This is a genomic window from Endozoicomonas sp. (assembly GCF_031844845.1).
Classification (GTDB): Bacteria; Pseudomonadota; Gammaproteobacteria; order Pseudomonadales; family Endozoicomonadaceae; genus Endozoicomonas.
Window position 1 is genome coordinate 1 of sequence record NZ_JAVRMB020000003.1, and the last position, 18419, is coordinate 18419.

Genomic DNA, 18419 nt, shown 5'->3' on the forward strand with positions numbered 1-18419 from the left:
CTGTGGATAGCTCTGCATTCCCACGCAGAGCATGGGAACGAGATGGACGGGATGATGGGGCGAGATGCTGTCGGAGAGCCTGGTCGTGGTGGATGGTTTGTGTGTCGGCTCCCCTGAACGGGGAACCTTGCATAATCTAGCGGTTAGCTGGCCATTTTTGGCATAGTGTTCCAGGGACGCCCAGACCGCAGGTTTTAATGGAAGTTTTCCTCTCGTTCCCCTGTGGGAGTTCATACCTTGCGTTGGCCTCGTTCCCACGCTCTGCGTGGGAATGCATATCTATCAGGTGGTAAGTTGCTTAATGATGGATAAGGTTCCCACGCAGAGCGTGGGAACGAGGTCCGAGGTCAAAATAATGTCAAATTACTATCGAATGACCTGAATCAATGGGCCACAACACACCCATCGCGATAAAGTGTTGATGAACGGTTTGTTTTTCCGACGAAGAAACCACTTTTTGCTGTTTGGTGGTGTAGATGTTGACCTGCGTTTAGAAATGACGGCTGTTAAAAATAGAAAGCCTGTTTGTACATGAAGTTATTGGCCGGCTTACCTCGTGGCAATGAACCCATTTGTTACAATATCTATTGGGGATCGATTTGCTGTATTAGATAAGATGGGTTGTAGGTTCTAACAAATTCGATTATCTGGAACTTGCTGTCATAAAATAATGCAGGTCTATTATGATTGATCTTGATCTTGAAGCTCCAACGAAAAAAGCAAAGTGTAAAGAGCTGATGTTTGAAATTTTTGGCCCTAAATGTGCCGAAAGAGTTGATGCAATGTCAGAATCTGAATGCATTGAGAAATGCAAAGAAAAAGTCCAGTCCCTGTTGGGGAATGTTGCTGCTAAACGATTTGACTGTTTAAAATAAAAATCCGTTTTTTTTATTCCAGAAAATATTACAGGTATGGCCATTTCCCTTGTTCCCACGGTATTCCGGGGAACAAGGGGGGCTGAGGTTGACGTTAATTCACAATCTTGGGTCGTGTTGTGGCCTGTGCAGTTAACTCGATTTCCTTGCCATCTCTCAGAACCTGCATGGTCATCCGCTGTCCCGGCGGAATCCGTGCCACCATGTTCATCACCTTACGACCATCCCGGGTGCTCTGGCCATTAATGCCGGTGAGAATATCGCCCCGTCTCAGGCCTGCTGTGTCTGCAGGGCCACCTTCATAGACGCCGGAAATAAGAATGCCAATTTTGGTATTTACGTCATAGGCTTGTGCCAGTGAGGAGCTGAGCGGCTGAGACTCAATACCCAGCCAACCCCGAATCACTCGTCCGTATTTAATGACCGAGTCCATCACAAAACGGGCCATGTTGGAGGGAATAACAAAGCCAACACCTTCACTACCCCCGCCCCGGGAAAACAGCAGCGTACTGATCCCTATGAGATCACCGTAAGCGTTGACCAGTGCACCGCCTGAGTTACCAATATTGATCGCCGCATCGGTTTGAATAAAGTCTTCGTAAGTATTCAATTGCAGATCATTTCGACCGGTGGCGCTGATAATGCCCATGGTCACGGTTTGCCCAAGCCCGAAAGGGTTACCAATGGCCAGCACAACATCGCCAATTTCTGCGCTGCTGGAATCGACCAGGTCCAGGTAAGGCAGGTTTTTTAAGTCAACTTTCAGAACGGCAAGATCACTTTCCGGGTCGGTTCCAATCACACTGGCTTCGACTTCCCGGCCATCACGCAGGGTGATCATCAGTCGAGCTGCATCCTGAATAACATGATGGTTGGTCAGGATATAACCCTCAGGATCGACGATAACGCCAGAGCCTTCGGGCGTATTGCGGGCGCTGGTTCTCTGGGGTAGTGGAAGATTGCTGTCACCACGCTGTGACTGGGTGTTTGTGGAAATACTGACCACCGCCGGTGCTGCTTTTTTTACGGCATCGCTGTAGGAAGCCTGGTCGGTCAGATTGAATAGTCTGGCTGATTGTTCAATAAGACGGTTTCGGGATTTCTCAGAAATACCACCAAACTCTGGCTTGATTAACAGAATGGTTAATGCAGCCAAAAGACCAATGATAATGGGTAAGCCAACCGACTTAAGCAGTTTTTTCATTCGTAGCCCATGGGGATTGCGGTTATATGATTATAATGACATCAATAAAATATGATGATTAATATACAGCTATGTTTGGATGGAGAGAACCAATGGCCCTGACATTAAAAGAAATGGTGGCATTGCTGGATCAGGAGTTACAGCCAGGGCTGTTTAAAGATTACTGCCCCAATGGCCTGCAGGTTGATGCTTCTGTGGCTCCGGATGTCGCCATAAAAAAAATAGTAACCGGCGTGACGGCCTGTCAGGCATTGATAGATCGTGCCATTGAGCTTCAGGCCGATGCGATTCTGGTACATCACGGTTATTTCTGGCGTGGCGAAGAAGCGGTGATTACCGGCATCAAGCGCCGACGTATTGAAGCATTGTTGGCTAATAATATCAGTCTGGTGGCTTACCATTTACCTCTGGATGCCCACCCGGTGTTTGGCAATAACGCAGAGCTGGCACGGTTGATGGGATGGGATACGGTAGGGGGAATGGAGCCCGGAGCCAAATTGCCGGTAGGAAACTGGGGGACCACAGGACGGGAAATGTCCCTGAGTGATTTACGTCAGGATATTACCAATAAGCTGGGGCGCGAGCCTCTGGTGATTTCCGGCGGTGATCATCCGGTTAAAACCATTGCCTGGTGTACAGGTGCGGCCCAAAGCATGATTGATAAGGCGCTGAGCCTGGGTGTTGATGCTTTTGTCAGTGGTGAAATCTCAGAGTCCACGGTGCATTTTGCCCGGGAAAATGGCATTCATTATATCAGTGCCGGTCATCATGCTACTGAGCGTTATGGTGTTCAGGCACTGGCTCGCTGGCTGCATGATGAAACCGGGATCGACCATGAATTTGTGGATATTGACTCTCCGGTTTAGGATTCGTTACGCCCCCCCGAAACCCTCGTTCCCATGCTCTGCGTGGGAATGCATACCGCACCCACCACAAACGAAATAATCAGAGTAAAACTCCGGCACACCCAGATAGAGTGAGGCTGAGCTTCGTTCTCACGCATTGCGACGATTCAGACTACGGACTACCAGAAAGTCTTGCGGCGTACAGCTGATCCCGTATGCATTCCCACGCAGAGCGAGGTTGTCGCAAAAGCCTCCGAACTCGTTCCCACGGTCCCCCGTGGGAATGCATACCGGACCCGCCACAAATGAAACAACCCGCATAAAACTCCCGGAAACCCGGGCAAAGAGAGATTTCCCTCATACGGCCAGCTCCGTATGCATTCCCACGCCGAGCGTGGGAACGAGCCGCATTATAATAATTGTGTCATGTTGTTAGAAAATCATTCGGAGTGTTGTTCTTTGATTAATGCAGAAACGGTCAATTTTTGATTATCTAAATACAGTGTAAATTATTGCTACAGGTCAATTTGTATACAAAATAACTGCCGTACACTTGCCCCACTTTTTTCCTGCTTCACTGCTATTACGGATTCCTCATAGCGGCGGGGCGGTTTTGTCTTGTGGTTTTAAACAGCGTTTTAAGCTGTTTGGGGGTAATTATGATCTGGCTGCAGTTGGCCGTTGTTATTGGGTGCATTCTTATCGGTGCACGTATCGGTGGGATAGGCCTCGGTTTGATGGGTGGTGTTGGTCTGGCCATTCTTTCATTTCTTTTTGGAATTCAACCCACCTCTCCACCCATTGACGTTATGTTGATGATTCTGGCGGTAGTTTCTGCCGCAGCCTGTATGCAGGCTGCCGGTGGTATGGACTATCTGGTTCAGGTGGCTGAGCGAATCCTCAGAAAGAATCCAAAGCGTATTACCTTTATTGGGCCTGCCGTGACCTATTTCTTCACCATGTTTGCCGGTACCGGGCACGTTGCCTATTCTGTACTGCCGGTTATTGCTGAAGTGGCACGTCGCACAGGTGTTCGTCCTGAACGTCCACTGTCTATGGCGGTTATTGCTTCTCAAGTGGGTATTGTTGCGAGCCCGATTGCCGCTGCAACGGTTGCCATGCTGACCATTCTTTCCACCAAGTATGACATTACCCTGGGGCAGATTCTGGGAACGACCATTCCTGCGACCATGGTCGGTTTGTTCCTGGCTGCACTGGTGACCAACAAACTGGGTAAAGAGCTGAAAGACGATCCAGACTTCCAGCGTCGTATGGAAGACCCTGAATTCCGTCGCAAAATGGAAGAAACCAGTACCGTTTCTATTGCTGAACTGAAGCCGGGCGCAAAAATTTCTGTGCTGCTGTTCTTGCTGGGTGCGGTTATGGTGGTCATCATGGGGGCGTTTCCTGCCCTGCGTCCTCAGTTCAACGGCTCTGCCATGCCAATGGCGCACACCATTGAAATTATCATGCTGTCGGTGTCGGCCCTGATTGTCTGGCTGGGCAAGGCGGATGTGGTTGAAGCGAGCCGTGGTGATGTATTCACTGCCGGTATGCGCGCCATCATTGCCATTTTTGGTATCGCCTGGCTGGGTGACAGCTTCTTTGGTGCCCACGATGTCCTGCTGAAAGGCGGTATTTCCGATCTGGTACAGTCTGCGCCATGGGCATTTGCCATTGCCCTGTTTGTGCTGTCCGTGATGGTGAACAGTCAGGGAGCGACCACTTCTACCCTGATGCCTCTGGGTGTTGCCCTGGGCTTGCCAGCGGCTTCACTGGTCGCGATGTTCCCTGCCGTAAACGGTTACTTCTTTGTGCCAAACTACGGCCCGATCATTGCCTCTATCGACTTTGACAGCACCGGCACTACCCGCATCGGTAAGTATGTCTTTAACCACAGCTTTATGCTGCCGGGTCTGATGTCGATTGTGTTCTCAGTGATTGCCGGTTTTGTGTTCGGTAATATTTTGCTGTGATGATTAGACGTCGTCTCAGTTGTATTATTTTTAAATAGATAGCTTTATGCCGGATGGCTTAAAGATAGAACCGATCTACTGGTTAGCCGATAGTTAACCCGGAGATCGGCTTAGGAATTGTCCCTAAATAAATTACCCATTTGCCAGTAAATTGAGGGACCTGGGGCGTAGTACTATAAACAATTCCGGCTGAGTTCACCGCTGTCATTGTGTACAGGGATTGTACACAATCCATCTGGCAGGGATAGTCAACCATCGGCAGTCACCTCCCTTTGGATGGATCCTGTACAATCCCTGTACAGGATGACAGCGATCAGGGAACACTTTTAATTTCACCCAGAGAGAGGAATACCCCAGATAAATAGAATGGATAAGTGCAGTAAAACAGGCAGTGATGTATCCTGACAGGTTATAAGTTTCATTGACCTGTCGATTCGTTTACTCATAAAAGTGAGTCAAAACGCCCCTTTTACATTTAGCCCGTTGAGCGATAATGGAAGAGCATTACCAACCGCATCATATTGAGAGCGAAGCCCAGAAGTTCTGGGAAGAGAATGACAGCTTTGCTGTCACCGAAGACAAGAGTAAAGAGAAGTATTACTGCCTCTCCATGTTCCCCTACCCCAGCGGCCGACTGCACATGGGGCACGTTCGTAACTACACCATTGGTGATGTGATTTCACGCTACCAGCGCATGCGGGGCAAGAATGTCCTGCAGCCCATGGGCTGGGATGCTTTTGGTCTGCCCGCTGAAAATGCGGCGATCAAAAACAAAACCGCGCCAGCGCCCTGGACTTACGAAAACATTGACTACATGAGGGGCCAGCTTAAGCGTCTGGGCTTTGGTTATGACTGGAATCGTGAGCTGGCTACCTGCAAACCTGACTATTACAAGTGGGAACAGTGGTTCTTCACTCAGCTCTATGAAAAAGGGCTGGTTTACAAAAAGATGGGCACCGTTAACTGGTGTCCCAATGATGCTACCGTTCTGGCCAACGAACAGGTCGACGATGGTCGCTGCTGGCGCTGTGATACGGTTGTAGAACGCAAAGAACTGCCCCAGTGGTTTGTTAAGATCACAGCCTACGCCGATGAGCTTCTGGCCGACCTGGATAAACTGGAGCACTGGCCTGAGCAGGTTAAGGCCATGCAGCGTAACTGGATTGGCCGCTCTGAAGGTCTCCAGATGACTTTCAAGATTGCCAATCCTCTTGGCGCCGCGGCGGGAAGCGCCGCAGCCAAAGAAAACGCACCGGAAGAATTCAAGGTTTACACCACTCGCCCGGATACTCTGATGGGTGTTACCTGCGTGGCTATTGCCTCAGAGCATCCATTGGCAAAAGCGGCTGCGGCTACTAATCCAGCCCTGGCCACCTTTATTCAGGACTGCAAATCCAATGCCGTCACTGAAGCAGAAATGGCCACCATGGAAAAGGTGGGCGTCGATACCGGTATTCGAGCCATCCATCCGATTACGGGTCGCGAGGTGCCTGTCTGGGCTGCCAACTTTGTACTGATGGATTACGGTACTGGCGCCGTTATGGCGGTCCCTGGTCACGACCAGCGGGATTATGAGTTTGCCACCCGTTTTGGACTGCCCATCGAGCAGGTTATTGAACCGGCCAATGGCGAAGCAATTGACATCACCACAGCAGCCTTCACTGAGAAGGGTAAGCTGGTTAACTCTGGTGAGTTTGATGGCCTGTCCTCAGAGGACGCTTTCAATGCCATCGCTGATCGCCTGATTGCTGAGGGCAAAGGTGAGCGGCAGGTGAACTACCGTCTTCGTGACTGGGGTGTCAGCCGTCAGCGTTACTGGGGCACGCCAATCCCCATGCGCTATCTGGAAGATGGAACAGAAGTTCCTGTCCCTCTGGAAGACTTGCCGGTACTGCTGCCAGAAGACGTTAAGATGGATGGCATTCAGTCCCCCATCAAAGCGGATCCTGAATGGGCAAAGACGATTCACAATGGCCAACCCGCCACCCGTGAAACCGATACCTTTGATACCTTCATGGAATCCAGCTGGTACTATGCCCGCTACTGCTCACCCAACTCTGATGACCAGATGCTTAACCCTGAGCAAGCCAACTACTGGCTGCCTGTGGATCAGTATATTGGTGGTATTGAGCATGCGGTAATGCACCTCCTCTACTCCCGTTTCTATCATAAGCTGCTTCGCGATGCGGGCCTTGTGGAGAGCGACGAACCCTACAAACGCCTGCTTTGTCAGGGCATGGTGCTGGCTGACACCTATTTCAAACTGGATGAGAAAGGCGTTAAACAGTGGATTGCACCCACCGACGTTGACTCTGAGTTTGACGACAAAGGTCGTCTGACCAGAGCGACACTGAAAGAGACAGGAGAAACCGTTGAGCACGCGGGCATAAGCAAGATGTCCAAGTCCAAGAACAACGGTATCGATCCTCAAGACCTGATCAACCAGTACGGTGCAGATACCATTCGTCTGTACACCATGTTTGCTGCGCCACCGGAGCAAACCCTGGAGTGGTCTGAGAGTGCTGTAGAAGGTGCCAACCGTTTCTTGCGCCGTTTCTGGAAGCAGGCCGCAGAGCATATTACCAGTTGTGATGTGGCTGCCCCTGATCGGTTAAAGAATCTGACTCTCGACCTGACTCTCGACCTGACTCTCGACCTGAAGAGTCTGACGAAAGAACAGAAAGACCTTCGTCGGAAAGTTCATGAAACCATCAGCAAGGTTTCCGATGACTGTGAGCGTCGCCTGACCTTCAATACGGCGATTGCTGCGATCATGGAACTCACTAACACCATTAATAAGTTCCAGGTAAGCAGCGATCAGGATCGTGCAGTGATACGTGAAGCCATTGAAGCAACGACCCTGATGCTGGCACCCATTGCACCTCATGCCATGCACAGTATCTGGCAGTCACTGGGTCACTCTGAATTGGTATTGGATGCCCCATGGCCAGTGGCCGATGAAGAAGCCCTGAAGAAAGATGCCATTACTCTGGTAGTACAGGTCAACGGAAAGGTACGTGCCAAACTGGAAGTCCCTGCAGGTCTGGATAAGGATTCCATAGAGAAGCTGGCGCTGGAACATGACAATGTCAGTAAGTTCACGGACGGCCTGACGGTTCGCAAAGTGATTGTAATTCCCGGAAAGCTGGTGAATATTGTCGCTAATTAAGGAGTTGTCCGTTAACAACTTCCCTGTTTTGCTCACCACAGAGACACAGAGGACACGGAGGAAGAAAGAAAGTCTTTTTTCTGTGTCCTCCGTGCCTGTTATGCCTTTAGGCCCCGTGGGTACTGTGGTGAAAGAGGAAGTTATTTCGGGACAGCTCGTTACCGGGTTTTACCCTGCAGGTTACAAGCGATAGCATCCTGAAGATAATCGAACAACCTCCTGCCCAGTTCAGTAGGCTGATAGTGGCCCTCCACCAGCCGGACAAACAGCTGTTCATTGCACAGGCCGTTATAGCGCCAGGTTTCTTCCCTGCCTGTCGCGTAATAACTATCCTGCCATGGCCTTTTTACCAGCTCGTGGATAAACAGCAAATCCTGATCGGATAAAGACCAGATCACCTCCGCCATCCGGTCCTGTTGTTCCGGCTGGACTGCATCAGCAAGGCCAGCAGGTCTGATGGTTTTCCCGGCAATTCTGGCCGCCGTGCGCATCCTGAGTCGAAAACCCAGGATGCGCACATCCAGTTCTGACAACTTCGTCAGCAGTCGAAACAGCTCTGCCCGGATAATAAAAAAACAGATAACCGCCACCAGCGGCCAGACCAGTACTTTCAGGTACTCTAAAACGACGGCTGCAATTCCCATACTTCCCATAAACGACCATCCCATTACCAGCAATGCTGCTCGATTAAGAACCGGAAGAAAGATACAATCCCTGTCCTCAAAATTTTTCCTGATTACCACTAATCCTACGTCATTATCCAGCGATACCGGAATCGTTGAAGGGCCTGGTATTAGCGCTGCTCAGCAATGATAAACAATAGTCTCATTAATAGCAGGTCCAAGATTTCTCCGAAATAGGGCTATTTTATTAAACTGGTCATACGGACATTTAACATGTAGCCCTTACCAATTCACAAGCACTTGGCTGAAAGCAAGCGTAGCCTCAGTGGTAATCAGGTAAATTTATGAGCCAGATCCTCAAACGTGAATCTGGATAACCACCTGTTATATATATTAATTTCTTCAAGATATAGATGTCCATCCCCACTTTGCTTTACCGCCTTGATAAAAACACCCCTATTTATTGTATTGATAAATTTATGGGTGTCCTTTTTATTTCCTGATAAATTTATGGGTGTCCTTTTTATTTTTTTTTATTCGGTTCTAACCATGGCAACTATAAAGAACGAAGTCGGGCAATCAATGTCGCCCAGACAAAAGGACGCGAAATTCTACTAAGGAATTGTCCCGAAATAAGATCCGCATTTTACTTAGGAATTGTCCCTAAATAAATTACCCATTTGCCAGTAAATTGAGGGGCCTGGGGCGTAGTACTATAAACAATTCCGGCTGCGTTCTCCGCTGTCATTGTGTACAGGGATTGTACACAATCCATCTGACAGGGATTACCCGAGGACCCGAGGGCCTAAAGGCATAAAAGCCAACCATCGACAGTCACCTCCCTGTGGATGGATCCTGTACAATCCCTGTACAGGATGACAGCGGAGTTGGTCGGTAATAATGACTGTTTCCCCAAATGTGGAATTTATTAAAGGACAATCCCTTAGCAACCTTTGGGTCTTCACCTTCTTTAAGTTTCTCTAACCAGTTTTTTTACTTCTGAATCCTTCACTTACATCACCTTACTATTATTATTGGTTCTATTGTGCACTTACTTGAGGTTAGGCTGGATTCAATCAATGTAATGCACAAAACAAGGTAGGTCAGTGTTGTAAATCTGTCACCACTTATAGCTCTCCATTCCGACGAGCCTGCCCCCCAACTGTCACCATTTTTTCAGATAACCTCTAATATTGGCGAATAACCAAAAACAAAAATTCAAAAAAAAGCCACTTTATTCAGTGGCTTATAATATGTACGAACGTATCAAATATTTACTCGATATTCTGGATCTGCTCTCTCATCTGTTCAATAAAGACCTTAAAGTTGACTGCTGTCTGAGTCAGACCGGCATGAATGGACTTGGATGACAGGGTATTTGCCTCTCGGTTCAGCTCCTGCATCAAAAAGTCTAAACGACGCCCCATAGCCCCCTCCTTAGATGACTTCAGGGTTCTGCGTACCTCAGAGATATGGGTTTCCAGACGATCCAGCTCTTCATCAACATCCATTTTCTGGGCCAGAATCACCATTTCCTGCTCCAGCCTCTCCGGGTTCAACTCCTGTTTTGCTTCAGAGAGTCGATCAAGAATTTTCGCCCGTTGGTTACGGAGAATCTCTGGCAACAGAATACGCAACTGTTTGATCTCTTCACCCATCTTCTCCAGTCGTGCCTCAATGAAGGTCTGAAGCTCCCGACCTTCTCGCTGCCTCATCTCAATCAGCTGAATAATGGCGTCATGAAACCCTTTTATGGCGGCCTGATGAACCACCGTCATCTCGGTTTTTTCACTTGCCTGAACCCCCGGCCACTGCAGGATTTCAAGAGGATTTACCGGAGCCACCTGTGAAAACTGAGCCTCAATCTCATGAACGGCTGACCGCAGCTGTTCCAACAGGGCGCGATTGAGATCCAGCGCCTGCTCTTTCTCAACCAGGTGATATTTAAGGCTACATTCAACCTTGCCTCTTTTCAGCTGTTTACGGATGATTTCTCTCAACGCAGGCTCAATCTCCCGGGCCTGGTCAGGTAGACGAAAAAGTGGTTCAAGATAACGATGGTTAACGGATCGAATTTCCCATACCAGGCTTCCCCAATCCTCCTGTATCTGAACGCGGGCGAATGCCGTCATGCTGGAAGTCATGAAATACTCTTTTACTCGATGGGTCGGTGAGCTATATAAAGCTCATTATTTCAGAAGTTTATCTACAAAACAGTTATAATTCCGCGAATTTTGTAGCGCTTAAGCTTTTTCAAACAGTTCAAGGTAATCTCCATGCGCCCAAGCGGAAGAACGGCAGACCAGCTCCGTGATGTAAAAATCACTCGTCACTATACCAAACACGCAGAAGGCTCTGTGCTGGTTGAATTTGGCGATACCAAAGTCATTTGTACCGCTTCAGTTGAACGGGGTGTACCCCGGTTTCTGAAAGGCACGGGCCAGGGCTGGATTACCGCTGAGTACGGCATGCTACCCCGCTCAACCACCGAGCGCATGGGACGCGAAGCCTCCAGAGGCAAACAGGGTGGCAGAACCCTTGAAATCCAACGTCTTATTGGCCGTGCCCTGCGAGCGGCTGTCGACATGAAAAAGCTGGGTGAGAATACCATAAATATTGACTGCGACGTTATTCAGGCCGATGGCGGTACCCGCACTGCATCAATTACCGGTGCCTGTGTAGCCCTGGTCGATGCAGTGCGGTATATGCAGGAAAAGAAAATGGTCAAATCTGACCCATTCCTGCACATGATTGCCGCCATTTCTGTGGGTATTTATAAAGGCAGCCCGATTCTGGACCTTGATTATCCGGAAGATTCCAGCGCTGAAACCGATATGAACGTCGTCATGACCGATGCCGGTGGTTTTATCGAAGTTCAGGGTACCGCAGAAGCGGCGCCATTCAGTCAGAATGAGATGATGGCGATGATGGCTCTGGCCCGTTCCGGAATCGAAGAAATCATTGAATTGCAGAAAAAAGCGTTAGCTGAATGACACTTTTAATACCTCACCACTGCCTCACCTTCTAATTGATCTATTTTTAATAGAACCCGGTTATATAGCTCATGGCTGTATGCCGGGCTCTTTTCTTAATAGGCAGGCAGTATGATTATCGCAATGATTGGTTCTCACGGAACCGGCAAGACAACACTCTGCAATTCCCTGATCACAAAGCTGGGGAGCGAATGGTCAGTTTTCGACGACTATTACCGAAAAACCGCACAACAGCTGAGCTATAGAACACCACGGGAAGCAATACTTGAGAATCAGGCCATCAGCCAGATATCCTCAGCAGCAATGACCGGGGCTGCTTTTGGCGCTATGTCTGAGTGGCTGGAAAGCATTAAAGGCCATGGCATTATTGATACAGGCCCACCATCACTACTCGCCTATCACCGCTATTGGCTGAAAGTGCGCGACACGCCCATTAGCCCTTATATGCTCAGGCTGGCCAAAACCATAAGCCATAAAATTGATGCTTTCTGTTATCTGCCAATGGGAAAAATCACCCTTGAGAACGATGGTATTCGCAGTGACGATGCCATTTTCCAAAAAGATATTGATCAGTGGGTACTGTGTAATAACACGGACCTTGATATATCCGAAAGCAAAGTACTGATGGTAAACAGCACGGGGATAGATGAAAGAACGGAGGAGTGTATCAACATGATCAATTCACTCCCCAGACAATAAGCTATTAATTCAGGACGGGTTTCCCAGCTCCCAGTCAAAATCAATAATCACCGGCGCATGGGATGAAAACACCTGCCCCTTGTAAATACCACCATTCAGAACGCGATGACGCATTCCCGGAGTGACGATCTGATAGTCGACGCGCATGCCCATATTGTCATTACGCAAAGACTCATCTTTCCACCAACTGTACTTGCCCGCTTCCCGGTCTACCTCGCGATAAGCATCAAAGAAGCCCATATCACCCAGTAAACCTTCCATCCAGCCTCGTTCAGCCTGATTGAAACCGGAAACTTCCTGGGCATCACGCCAGTTAGCCACATCAATTTTCCGATGGGCGATATTCCAGGTTCCACACATAATAAACTCACGACGCTTACGACGCTGTTTGCTTAAGTGGTGGGAATAGCCATCCAGAAAACGGTATTTAAAGTTAAGACTGTCTTCATCATCACCTTCCGGCACATAGAGACTGACAATACTGATTTTGTCAAAGTCAGCCTGCAGGTATCGACCGGTTTCATCCATCTCAGGGAAACCAAGACCACTGATGATCGCCTTGGGGGCAAGACGGGTATAGATCGCCACCCCTCCACGATCAGTCCGGTTATAACCACTGAAAGCGTAACCAAAGTAGCCATCAAGGAAATACTGATCCTCAATAACCTGCTCGTCTTCACGAGTATCCTGCAAACAAATAAGGTCCGCATCCTGCTCCAAGAGCCAGTCAAACAGGCCTTTTTCTCGTGCGTTTTTAATGCCTTCGCAATTTAAACTGATAACTCTCATCGAATACACCTTGCCTGAACGCATATACGCACTGGCATTAAGCTTGTTACCTCGGCAAGACAGTAACCGGAAAAAACAGAAACTGAAGATCTGCAAAACCACCAAGGCAAATCTCAGCCTGAGTAGCAATTGCACTGCCTGGCAAGGTTGGCCAGGATGAACGACGGCTAAAGTCTAAGCTTTTCAGAGATACGGTTACTAAACCGGGATTAACCCTGCGCCAACTGTACGACAGAGTTAGTAAGAGCCCTCACCCCTATTATAAGGCATGATCCAGAATCTTATGGTACGGTTGAACACAGAAAGTTCGGAATTGTATCTGACAAATGATAACGGGTCGCCCCCCGTATGTTTATCCGCATAAATCCGGTCTCTACTACAAAGGCCTGCTGGTCAGAGGGATAAATTGGTATAAAATACGCAATCTGGCTCACGCTCACGGGCATATTGCGAACAGGACCCTCCCAATGCATCAGTATCAAAAAGAATTTCTGGATTTTGCCATTGAGCAACAAGTGCTTCGTTTTGGTGAGTTCACCCTGAAATCCGGAAGAACGTCGCCTTACTTTTTTAATGCCGGATTATTTAATACTGGCGAAGCGATCAGTCAGCTGGGTCGATTCTACGCTGAAGCCATGGTCAGTGCCGGGCTTGAATTTGATATCCTGTTCGGGCCAGCCTATAAAGGCATCCCACTGGCAACAACGACAGCTGTCGCACTTTTCGAAAGACACAATCGCAGCGTACCCTGGTGTTTTAATCGCAAAGAAGCCAAAAACCATGGCGAAGGCGGCAATATTGTCGGTGCGCCTCTGACCGGTCGGGTTGCGATCATTGATGACGTTATCACTGCCGGCACCGCTATTCGTGAAGTAATGGCCATTATTGAACAGACTGATGCCAGACCTGCAGCCGTTGTGGTTGCCATGGATCGTCAGGAAAAGGGTCAGGGAGAGCTCTCAGCTATTCAGGAAGCAGAACGTGATTTCAACATTCCGGTTCTAAGTATTATTTCTCTGGCCAACCTGCTGGAATATACCGAAAACCACCCGGAAATCCGTCGTTACGCGCCGGAAATACAAGCCTACAGAGACCGTTACGGAGTATGAAATTCAAACAGCCATTCATACTGTTATTGACAGGAATGCTGTCTGCGACCGTTGCCATTGAGGCAGCGGCGCAAAGCCTTTATAAATACAAAAACCACGAAGGCACCACGGTTATTTCATCCAATATGCCCAGGGAATTTGCTCACCTGGGTTATAGCATACTCGACAGAAATGCCCGGGTCGTTAAAACCATCCCCCCGGTAATGACCAGCGACCAGAAAAGCCAGCTGGCAAACTTGCAGTCCCTTCGTGCAGAGCAAGAGCGTCAGGCAGGGCTGGATCAGGAGTTACTGTTTCTGTACGGAACCCCAAGTGAAATTGATGGGGCAATGAACCGAAAACTCAGCGAGCTTGATCAAAAAATAAGAGAGATACAAAACCTTGAAGTCATCATGGCCAAAAATATTGATGACAAGCGTCTGCAGATTAAAAAGGCCGGTGAAAAATCGCCGGAATATCTACATGAAGAACTGAATAACCTCAAAGATCAGAAACAAACCTACCAAAACCGGGCCGCTGATTATAACCGTGAAAAATCACTGTTAGAGAAGCAATATAAGGCTTCCGCCGAGCGATTAAGAAAGCTGTTAAAGCAGAAAAACCTGAAAGATATTGAAGCGGTTACCCGGGAGCAACTTATTGGTCAGTGGCGTATACGCGATGATATTGCCATTGACTGGAATCTTGACGACAGTGGATCCTTTGATTCTTTCTTCCAGCAACTGGGAACCCATGCCTCTGAAAAAAGCTTTGGCTCCTGGCAACTCAGCAACAACCAGATCATTCTGCTGATTGACCGAAAGCAACAGAAAGACCCAATCGGCGACCAGACCAGCAAGCGGGTATCAGAAGAGAAACGGATTCAGGTTCTAAAAGCGACGGACAGTGAGTTGCAGATTCTTATGGATGGAAAAGCAATAACCCTATTCCGATCCTAAGTAGGTAAAAGTTTGCTTTCGTATAAATTGGCTGATCGAATGGTTCGTTTTATTCAATGAGCCGATCATCACCAGTAATACCAAGCCTTAGAAGCATGGTCGATGCTTATTGATAAAGTGGGCAATTATTTGATTCCCAATATTTATCACCGGAAAAATCGGGAATGCCATCCACCACCATCGCTATGGTTATAAAATATATTGTAACTTATTCTTTTATTAGTGGTCAGAGTATTCGATAGCAAACTATCACCTACTTAATCTGGATATAAAAAACCATAATATCCTTACAAAATGGATAAATATTTTCGATCAATAGGTTAGAAACTGGTTTTATCCATTGTGCTGCCGGCAGATTAACCTCAACACTGACTGGGTGAACTTGTGGAAATAACACTTATCCACCCCTTGAAATTCAATATTTGAAACTTTTAACTGATTTGATGAACAATAAAAAATAACTGAAATACAAATAATCAACTACTTAAATAATTTTCGAGAGTCATATGACAATTTCCGGATCCTATACATCGCTACCAACTAGGCCGACTGAAACTCACGGCAATCAAGATAAAAGTCACACCGGCTGTTTCCCACCATCAAGACTTTGCCGATACACACGGGCTGGCTCAATAAACAGTAACATACCTGAACGATCAGTCTTTATAAAACCAAGAAAATCATTACATAAATACTACATCAAGCCTACAGCTGAGAAGCTCAATAGCCTTGATGAATTTATTCAATATGCAGAAAATAACTCGAGCAGATCACTTCGAAAAAATATTTGCAAGTGGCTAAATAGTAAACGAGCATATCAACTCATATCTTGTTTTCCTGATTTTCGTACGAATAATAAACATCTCAAAGAACAATTCTATACTTTATTGGTAGAGAAATGTCACAAAGAACTTTTTGATTGCGATATTGAAATGAAAAATATCAATGAAAATGAAGCTGAAAGTATAGCTAATGGTGTATTCGATTTTTTAAAAGTTGATCAATCTACATCGGCACCACTCTCCCTTGACAAGGCTAAAGCTGCACACCGCCTGAGTAAAGTTTATACTCTCACTCGCGCTAACTTTTTACGAACTGATATTTCTCAGATTAAGCGTTCTATGCAGCTGCTTATTTCATTCACTATTGAGCTTGAACCATTAATCAATCTCTTAAATGAAGAAGAACTCTTTCATCTTATGTCTCATGCGAAAAATGCGGTTGATAAGTCTTTAAATGCGTTTATGTTCGAAGAGGCTATATCTTCAGAATTACAGAAAATATTTCAAAATCAGTGCAATATTGAAGAATGCGACCATGATCGTAAATTTAAAATACCAAAACGTTCACAATTACAATTAGTAGGGCAGAGCACATCCAATTTAATACAGATTAGATTACTAAAAGAAGCTGTAATCAAACACCTTATGACTCCTGCCACTCAGGAAAAGACTCAGTCTGTAACAGAAGATGTGATCAGAACCATACCTATTTCGATTTTGCGTGATATGATGCTAAAGACTACTTCTCAGCAAGCTGAAGATGAAGAACCATCTATAAAAACATATTATGATGCAGGCCGTATAAGTCTTAATCAATTAAAAGAGCATGAAAAAAAGCTAAAAAATCTAGCAAGTAATCTGTATCTTGCTATTTTAGCCGCAGTGAATCAAAATGCCAACGGCCGATTTATTAAATCTTGCCTGGCAGTAGAAACTTTTTCTCCATGCCTTTATATAACAGAGGATAAAGATGGCAGATCTGAATTAGCTATAAATCCTGTATTCCTTGAATATCCCCCTCAAGCTGCTTTGGATAAAATCAACGGCATTCTTTCTAAGCTGGATACTAATAGTGAGTGGTATCTCTGGATAAAATCAACATTCGACTCAAATAAAGATAATCTTTGCGAATATGTAGTCGACTGGAATTCTCAAGATGAAAAAATTAAATTATCAACCGAATCATTGAATGAATTACATAATATTAATGAAAGCATTAACATGGCAAAAAAACTATTTTTTAGCAACCTTACTAATATACGTAACATGAAAATTCATCTGAAGAATCGCGCTGAACAACTGAATGAATATAGGAATAAGGTAATAGATAGACTAAATTCCCTGATCCAAAGCAAGCAATCTCGTCTGGCCATTCAACCTGCCGCTCATAATACTTCTTTAGATTTAGACGAAACAGGTCCATCAATACCAGAAGGCATGGGCACGACTGCCACCGATAATGAAGACAGAGTAAAAGATCAGCCTGATCGAACTGAGGATCATAAAGAACAATCGTCCAGTTTTAAAAAAAACATTTGTGATATTAAAAGATCGTCAAAGCGCCTTGCTATAAAAGCAGGCCATGGCATAAAAGAATTCTCATCACAGATACAAGGGCATACAGCTCAGATAACTCATGCAGTTGATGATTTTCATAAAATTGAAGTTATTTACGCGCAGATTAAAAAAGTGGGAACGGCCTCTACTGTACAAGAGGTTCGAAATCTTGTACAAGAGCTGATCAATATGAACCTATTCAAAAAAGAGGAAAGAAAAGCTCAGTTACAGGATATATTGAATCTTCCTGAATAAGCTTCGGGAAGCCTGATCCAGGAATACTTGTCGCTTGAGTTTTTCAAACCGCATTCTAAAACCCGGTTCAGTTTAAGTGTTGGTGGTTTTAGGTATACTTTAATTGCCGTGTAAGTGGAGTGTCAGACCGTGCAGTCCCAGCAGTTTGAAGATATTCTCCGATCCCTTCCTTTAACGTCTCCGGAGCAAGTGAGCGTACTGCATAAAACACTTTCCCCAGCCTCCAACTCTGCCTCCTCCGATATTTAAGGTGAGTCGCTCCTTCTGGAACGACTTAAATTTCACTTTGACCAGAAACCTGTTTGTGTTCGTTGTCAGTCAACTCACGTCATCCGATGGGGACTAAGGATGGCCATCAACGATATTGCTGCAAAGATTGCGATAAAACATTCAATGCCATGAGTGGAACTTCTCTTTCTCACCTTCGAGTCCGGGATAAGCTGGATCAGTACATTGAGTGCATGGACGGCGAATCGACACTGCGACCTGCCGCCAGGCGGTGCGGCATATCGCTGGATACAGCATTCCACTTGCGTCACCGTTTGATGGCGCTGGTAAAAGATGACTCATACGGCCAGTTATCCGGTATTGCAGAAGAAGATGAA

At 46.7% G+C, this 18419-nt stretch carries 13 protein-coding genes and 1 pseudogene; 10 read left to right on the forward strand and 4 right to left on the reverse strand.

The features are described from left to right. The first annotated feature begins 683 nt into the window (after positions 1-683). Positions 684-875 carry a hypothetical protein gene (locus RM811_RS00040; protein ID WP_402519398.1) on the forward strand — a complete coding sequence of 64 codons (192 nt, stop codon included), beginning with the start codon at positions 684-686 and terminating at the stop codon, positions 873-875. A gap of 94 nt (positions 876-969) precedes the next feature. On the opposite strand, the gene RM811_RS00045 is transcribed toward RM811_RS00040, so the two are convergent. Then, complete coding sequence (locus tag RM811_RS00045) at positions 970-2079, reverse strand: S1C family serine protease (protein ID WP_402519400.1); 1110 nt, start codon at positions 2077-2079, stop codon at positions 970-972. Positions 2080-2171: 92 nt separating this feature from the next. Here RM811_RS00045 and RM811_RS00050 point away from each other — a divergent pair, with 92 nt between their 5' ends. The 3 genes from RM811_RS00050 to leuS all read left to right on the forward strand — a co-directional run bounded on the left by RM811_RS00050 (position 2172) and on the right by leuS (position 8069). Continuing rightward, the gene (locus RM811_RS00050; protein ID WP_402519403.1) at positions 2172-2945 is read left to right on the forward strand and encodes a Nif3-like dinuclear metal center hexameric protein; all 774 of its coding nucleotides are present in this window, start codon (positions 2172-2174) and stop codon (positions 2943-2945) included. Between the two features lie 638 nt (positions 2946-3583). Continuing rightward, complete coding sequence (locus RM811_RS00055) at positions 3584-4900, forward strand: anaerobic C4-dicarboxylate transporter family protein (RefSeq protein ID WP_402519405.1); 1317 nt, start codon at positions 3584-3586, stop codon at positions 4898-4900. 493 nt (positions 4901-5393) lie between these two features. After that, complete coding sequence (leuS, locus tag RM811_RS00060; protein WP_402519408.1) at positions 5394-8069, forward strand: leucine--tRNA ligase; 2676 nt, start codon at positions 5394-5396, stop codon at positions 8067-8069. A 158-nt stretch (positions 8070-8227) separates the two neighbouring features. Here the strand turns inward: leuS and RM811_RS00065 are convergent, their stop codons facing one another. Together RM811_RS00065 and RM811_RS00070 are read right to left on the reverse strand one after the other, a co-directional pair. Then, positions 8228-8722: a hypothetical protein gene (locus RM811_RS00065; protein ID WP_402519410.1), complete on the reverse strand. Its 495-nt coding sequence runs from the start codon at positions 8720-8722 to the stop codon at positions 8228-8230. Between the two features lie 1244 nt (positions 8723-9966). Further along, positions 9967-10836: a YicC/YloC family endoribonuclease gene (locus RM811_RS00070; RefSeq protein ID WP_402519413.1), complete on the reverse strand. Its 870-nt coding sequence runs from the start codon at positions 10834-10836 to the stop codon at positions 9967-9969. Between the two features lie 132 nt (positions 10837-10968). On the opposite strand from RM811_RS00070, the gene rph reads away from it, so the two are divergent. Beyond that, positions 10969-11685, forward strand: a complete 717-nt coding sequence (rph, locus tag RM811_RS00075) for a ribonuclease PH (RefSeq protein ID WP_402519415.1) — start codon at positions 10969-10971, stop codon at positions 11683-11685. Positions 11686-11796: 111 nt separating this feature from the next. After that, positions 11797-12384 (forward strand): AAA family ATPase, encoded by a 588-nt coding sequence (locus RM811_RS00080; RefSeq protein WP_402519417.1) that lies wholly within the window; start codon positions 11797-11799, stop codon positions 12382-12384. Positions 12385-12393: 9 nt separating this feature from the next. Here RM811_RS00080 and RM811_RS00085 read toward each other — a convergent pair whose 3' ends face one another. Continuing rightward, positions 12394-13173 carry an exodeoxyribonuclease III gene (locus RM811_RS00085; RefSeq protein ID WP_402519421.1) on the reverse strand — a complete coding sequence of 260 codons (780 nt, stop codon included), beginning with the start codon at positions 13171-13173 and terminating at the stop codon, positions 12394-12396. 467 nt (positions 13174-13640) lie between these two features. Between RM811_RS00085 and pyrE the strand changes: the two genes are divergently transcribed. From pyrE to RM811_RS00105, 4 genes and pseudogenes are all read left to right on the forward strand, one after another. After that, positions 13641-14282, forward strand: a complete 642-nt coding sequence (gene pyrE / locus RM811_RS00090) for an orotate phosphoribosyltransferase (RefSeq protein ID WP_402519424.1) — start codon at positions 13641-13643, stop codon at positions 14280-14282. After that, entirely contained in the window at positions 14279-15220 is a 942-nt protein-coding gene (locus RM811_RS00095; RefSeq protein WP_402519427.1) for a hypothetical protein, read from the forward strand. Before pyrE ends, RM811_RS00095 begins: the two co-directional genes overlap by 4 nt. 506 nt (positions 15221-15726) lie before the next feature. Continuing rightward, a complete protein-coding gene (locus RM811_RS00100) occupies positions 15727-17814 on the forward strand; it encodes a hypothetical protein (RefSeq protein ID WP_402519430.1) in 2088 nt (695 codons plus the stop codon). A gap of 311 nt (positions 17815-18125) precedes the next feature. Further along, positions 18126-18419, forward strand: a pseudogene (locus RM811_RS00105) (IS1595 family transposase); the annotation flags it as partial.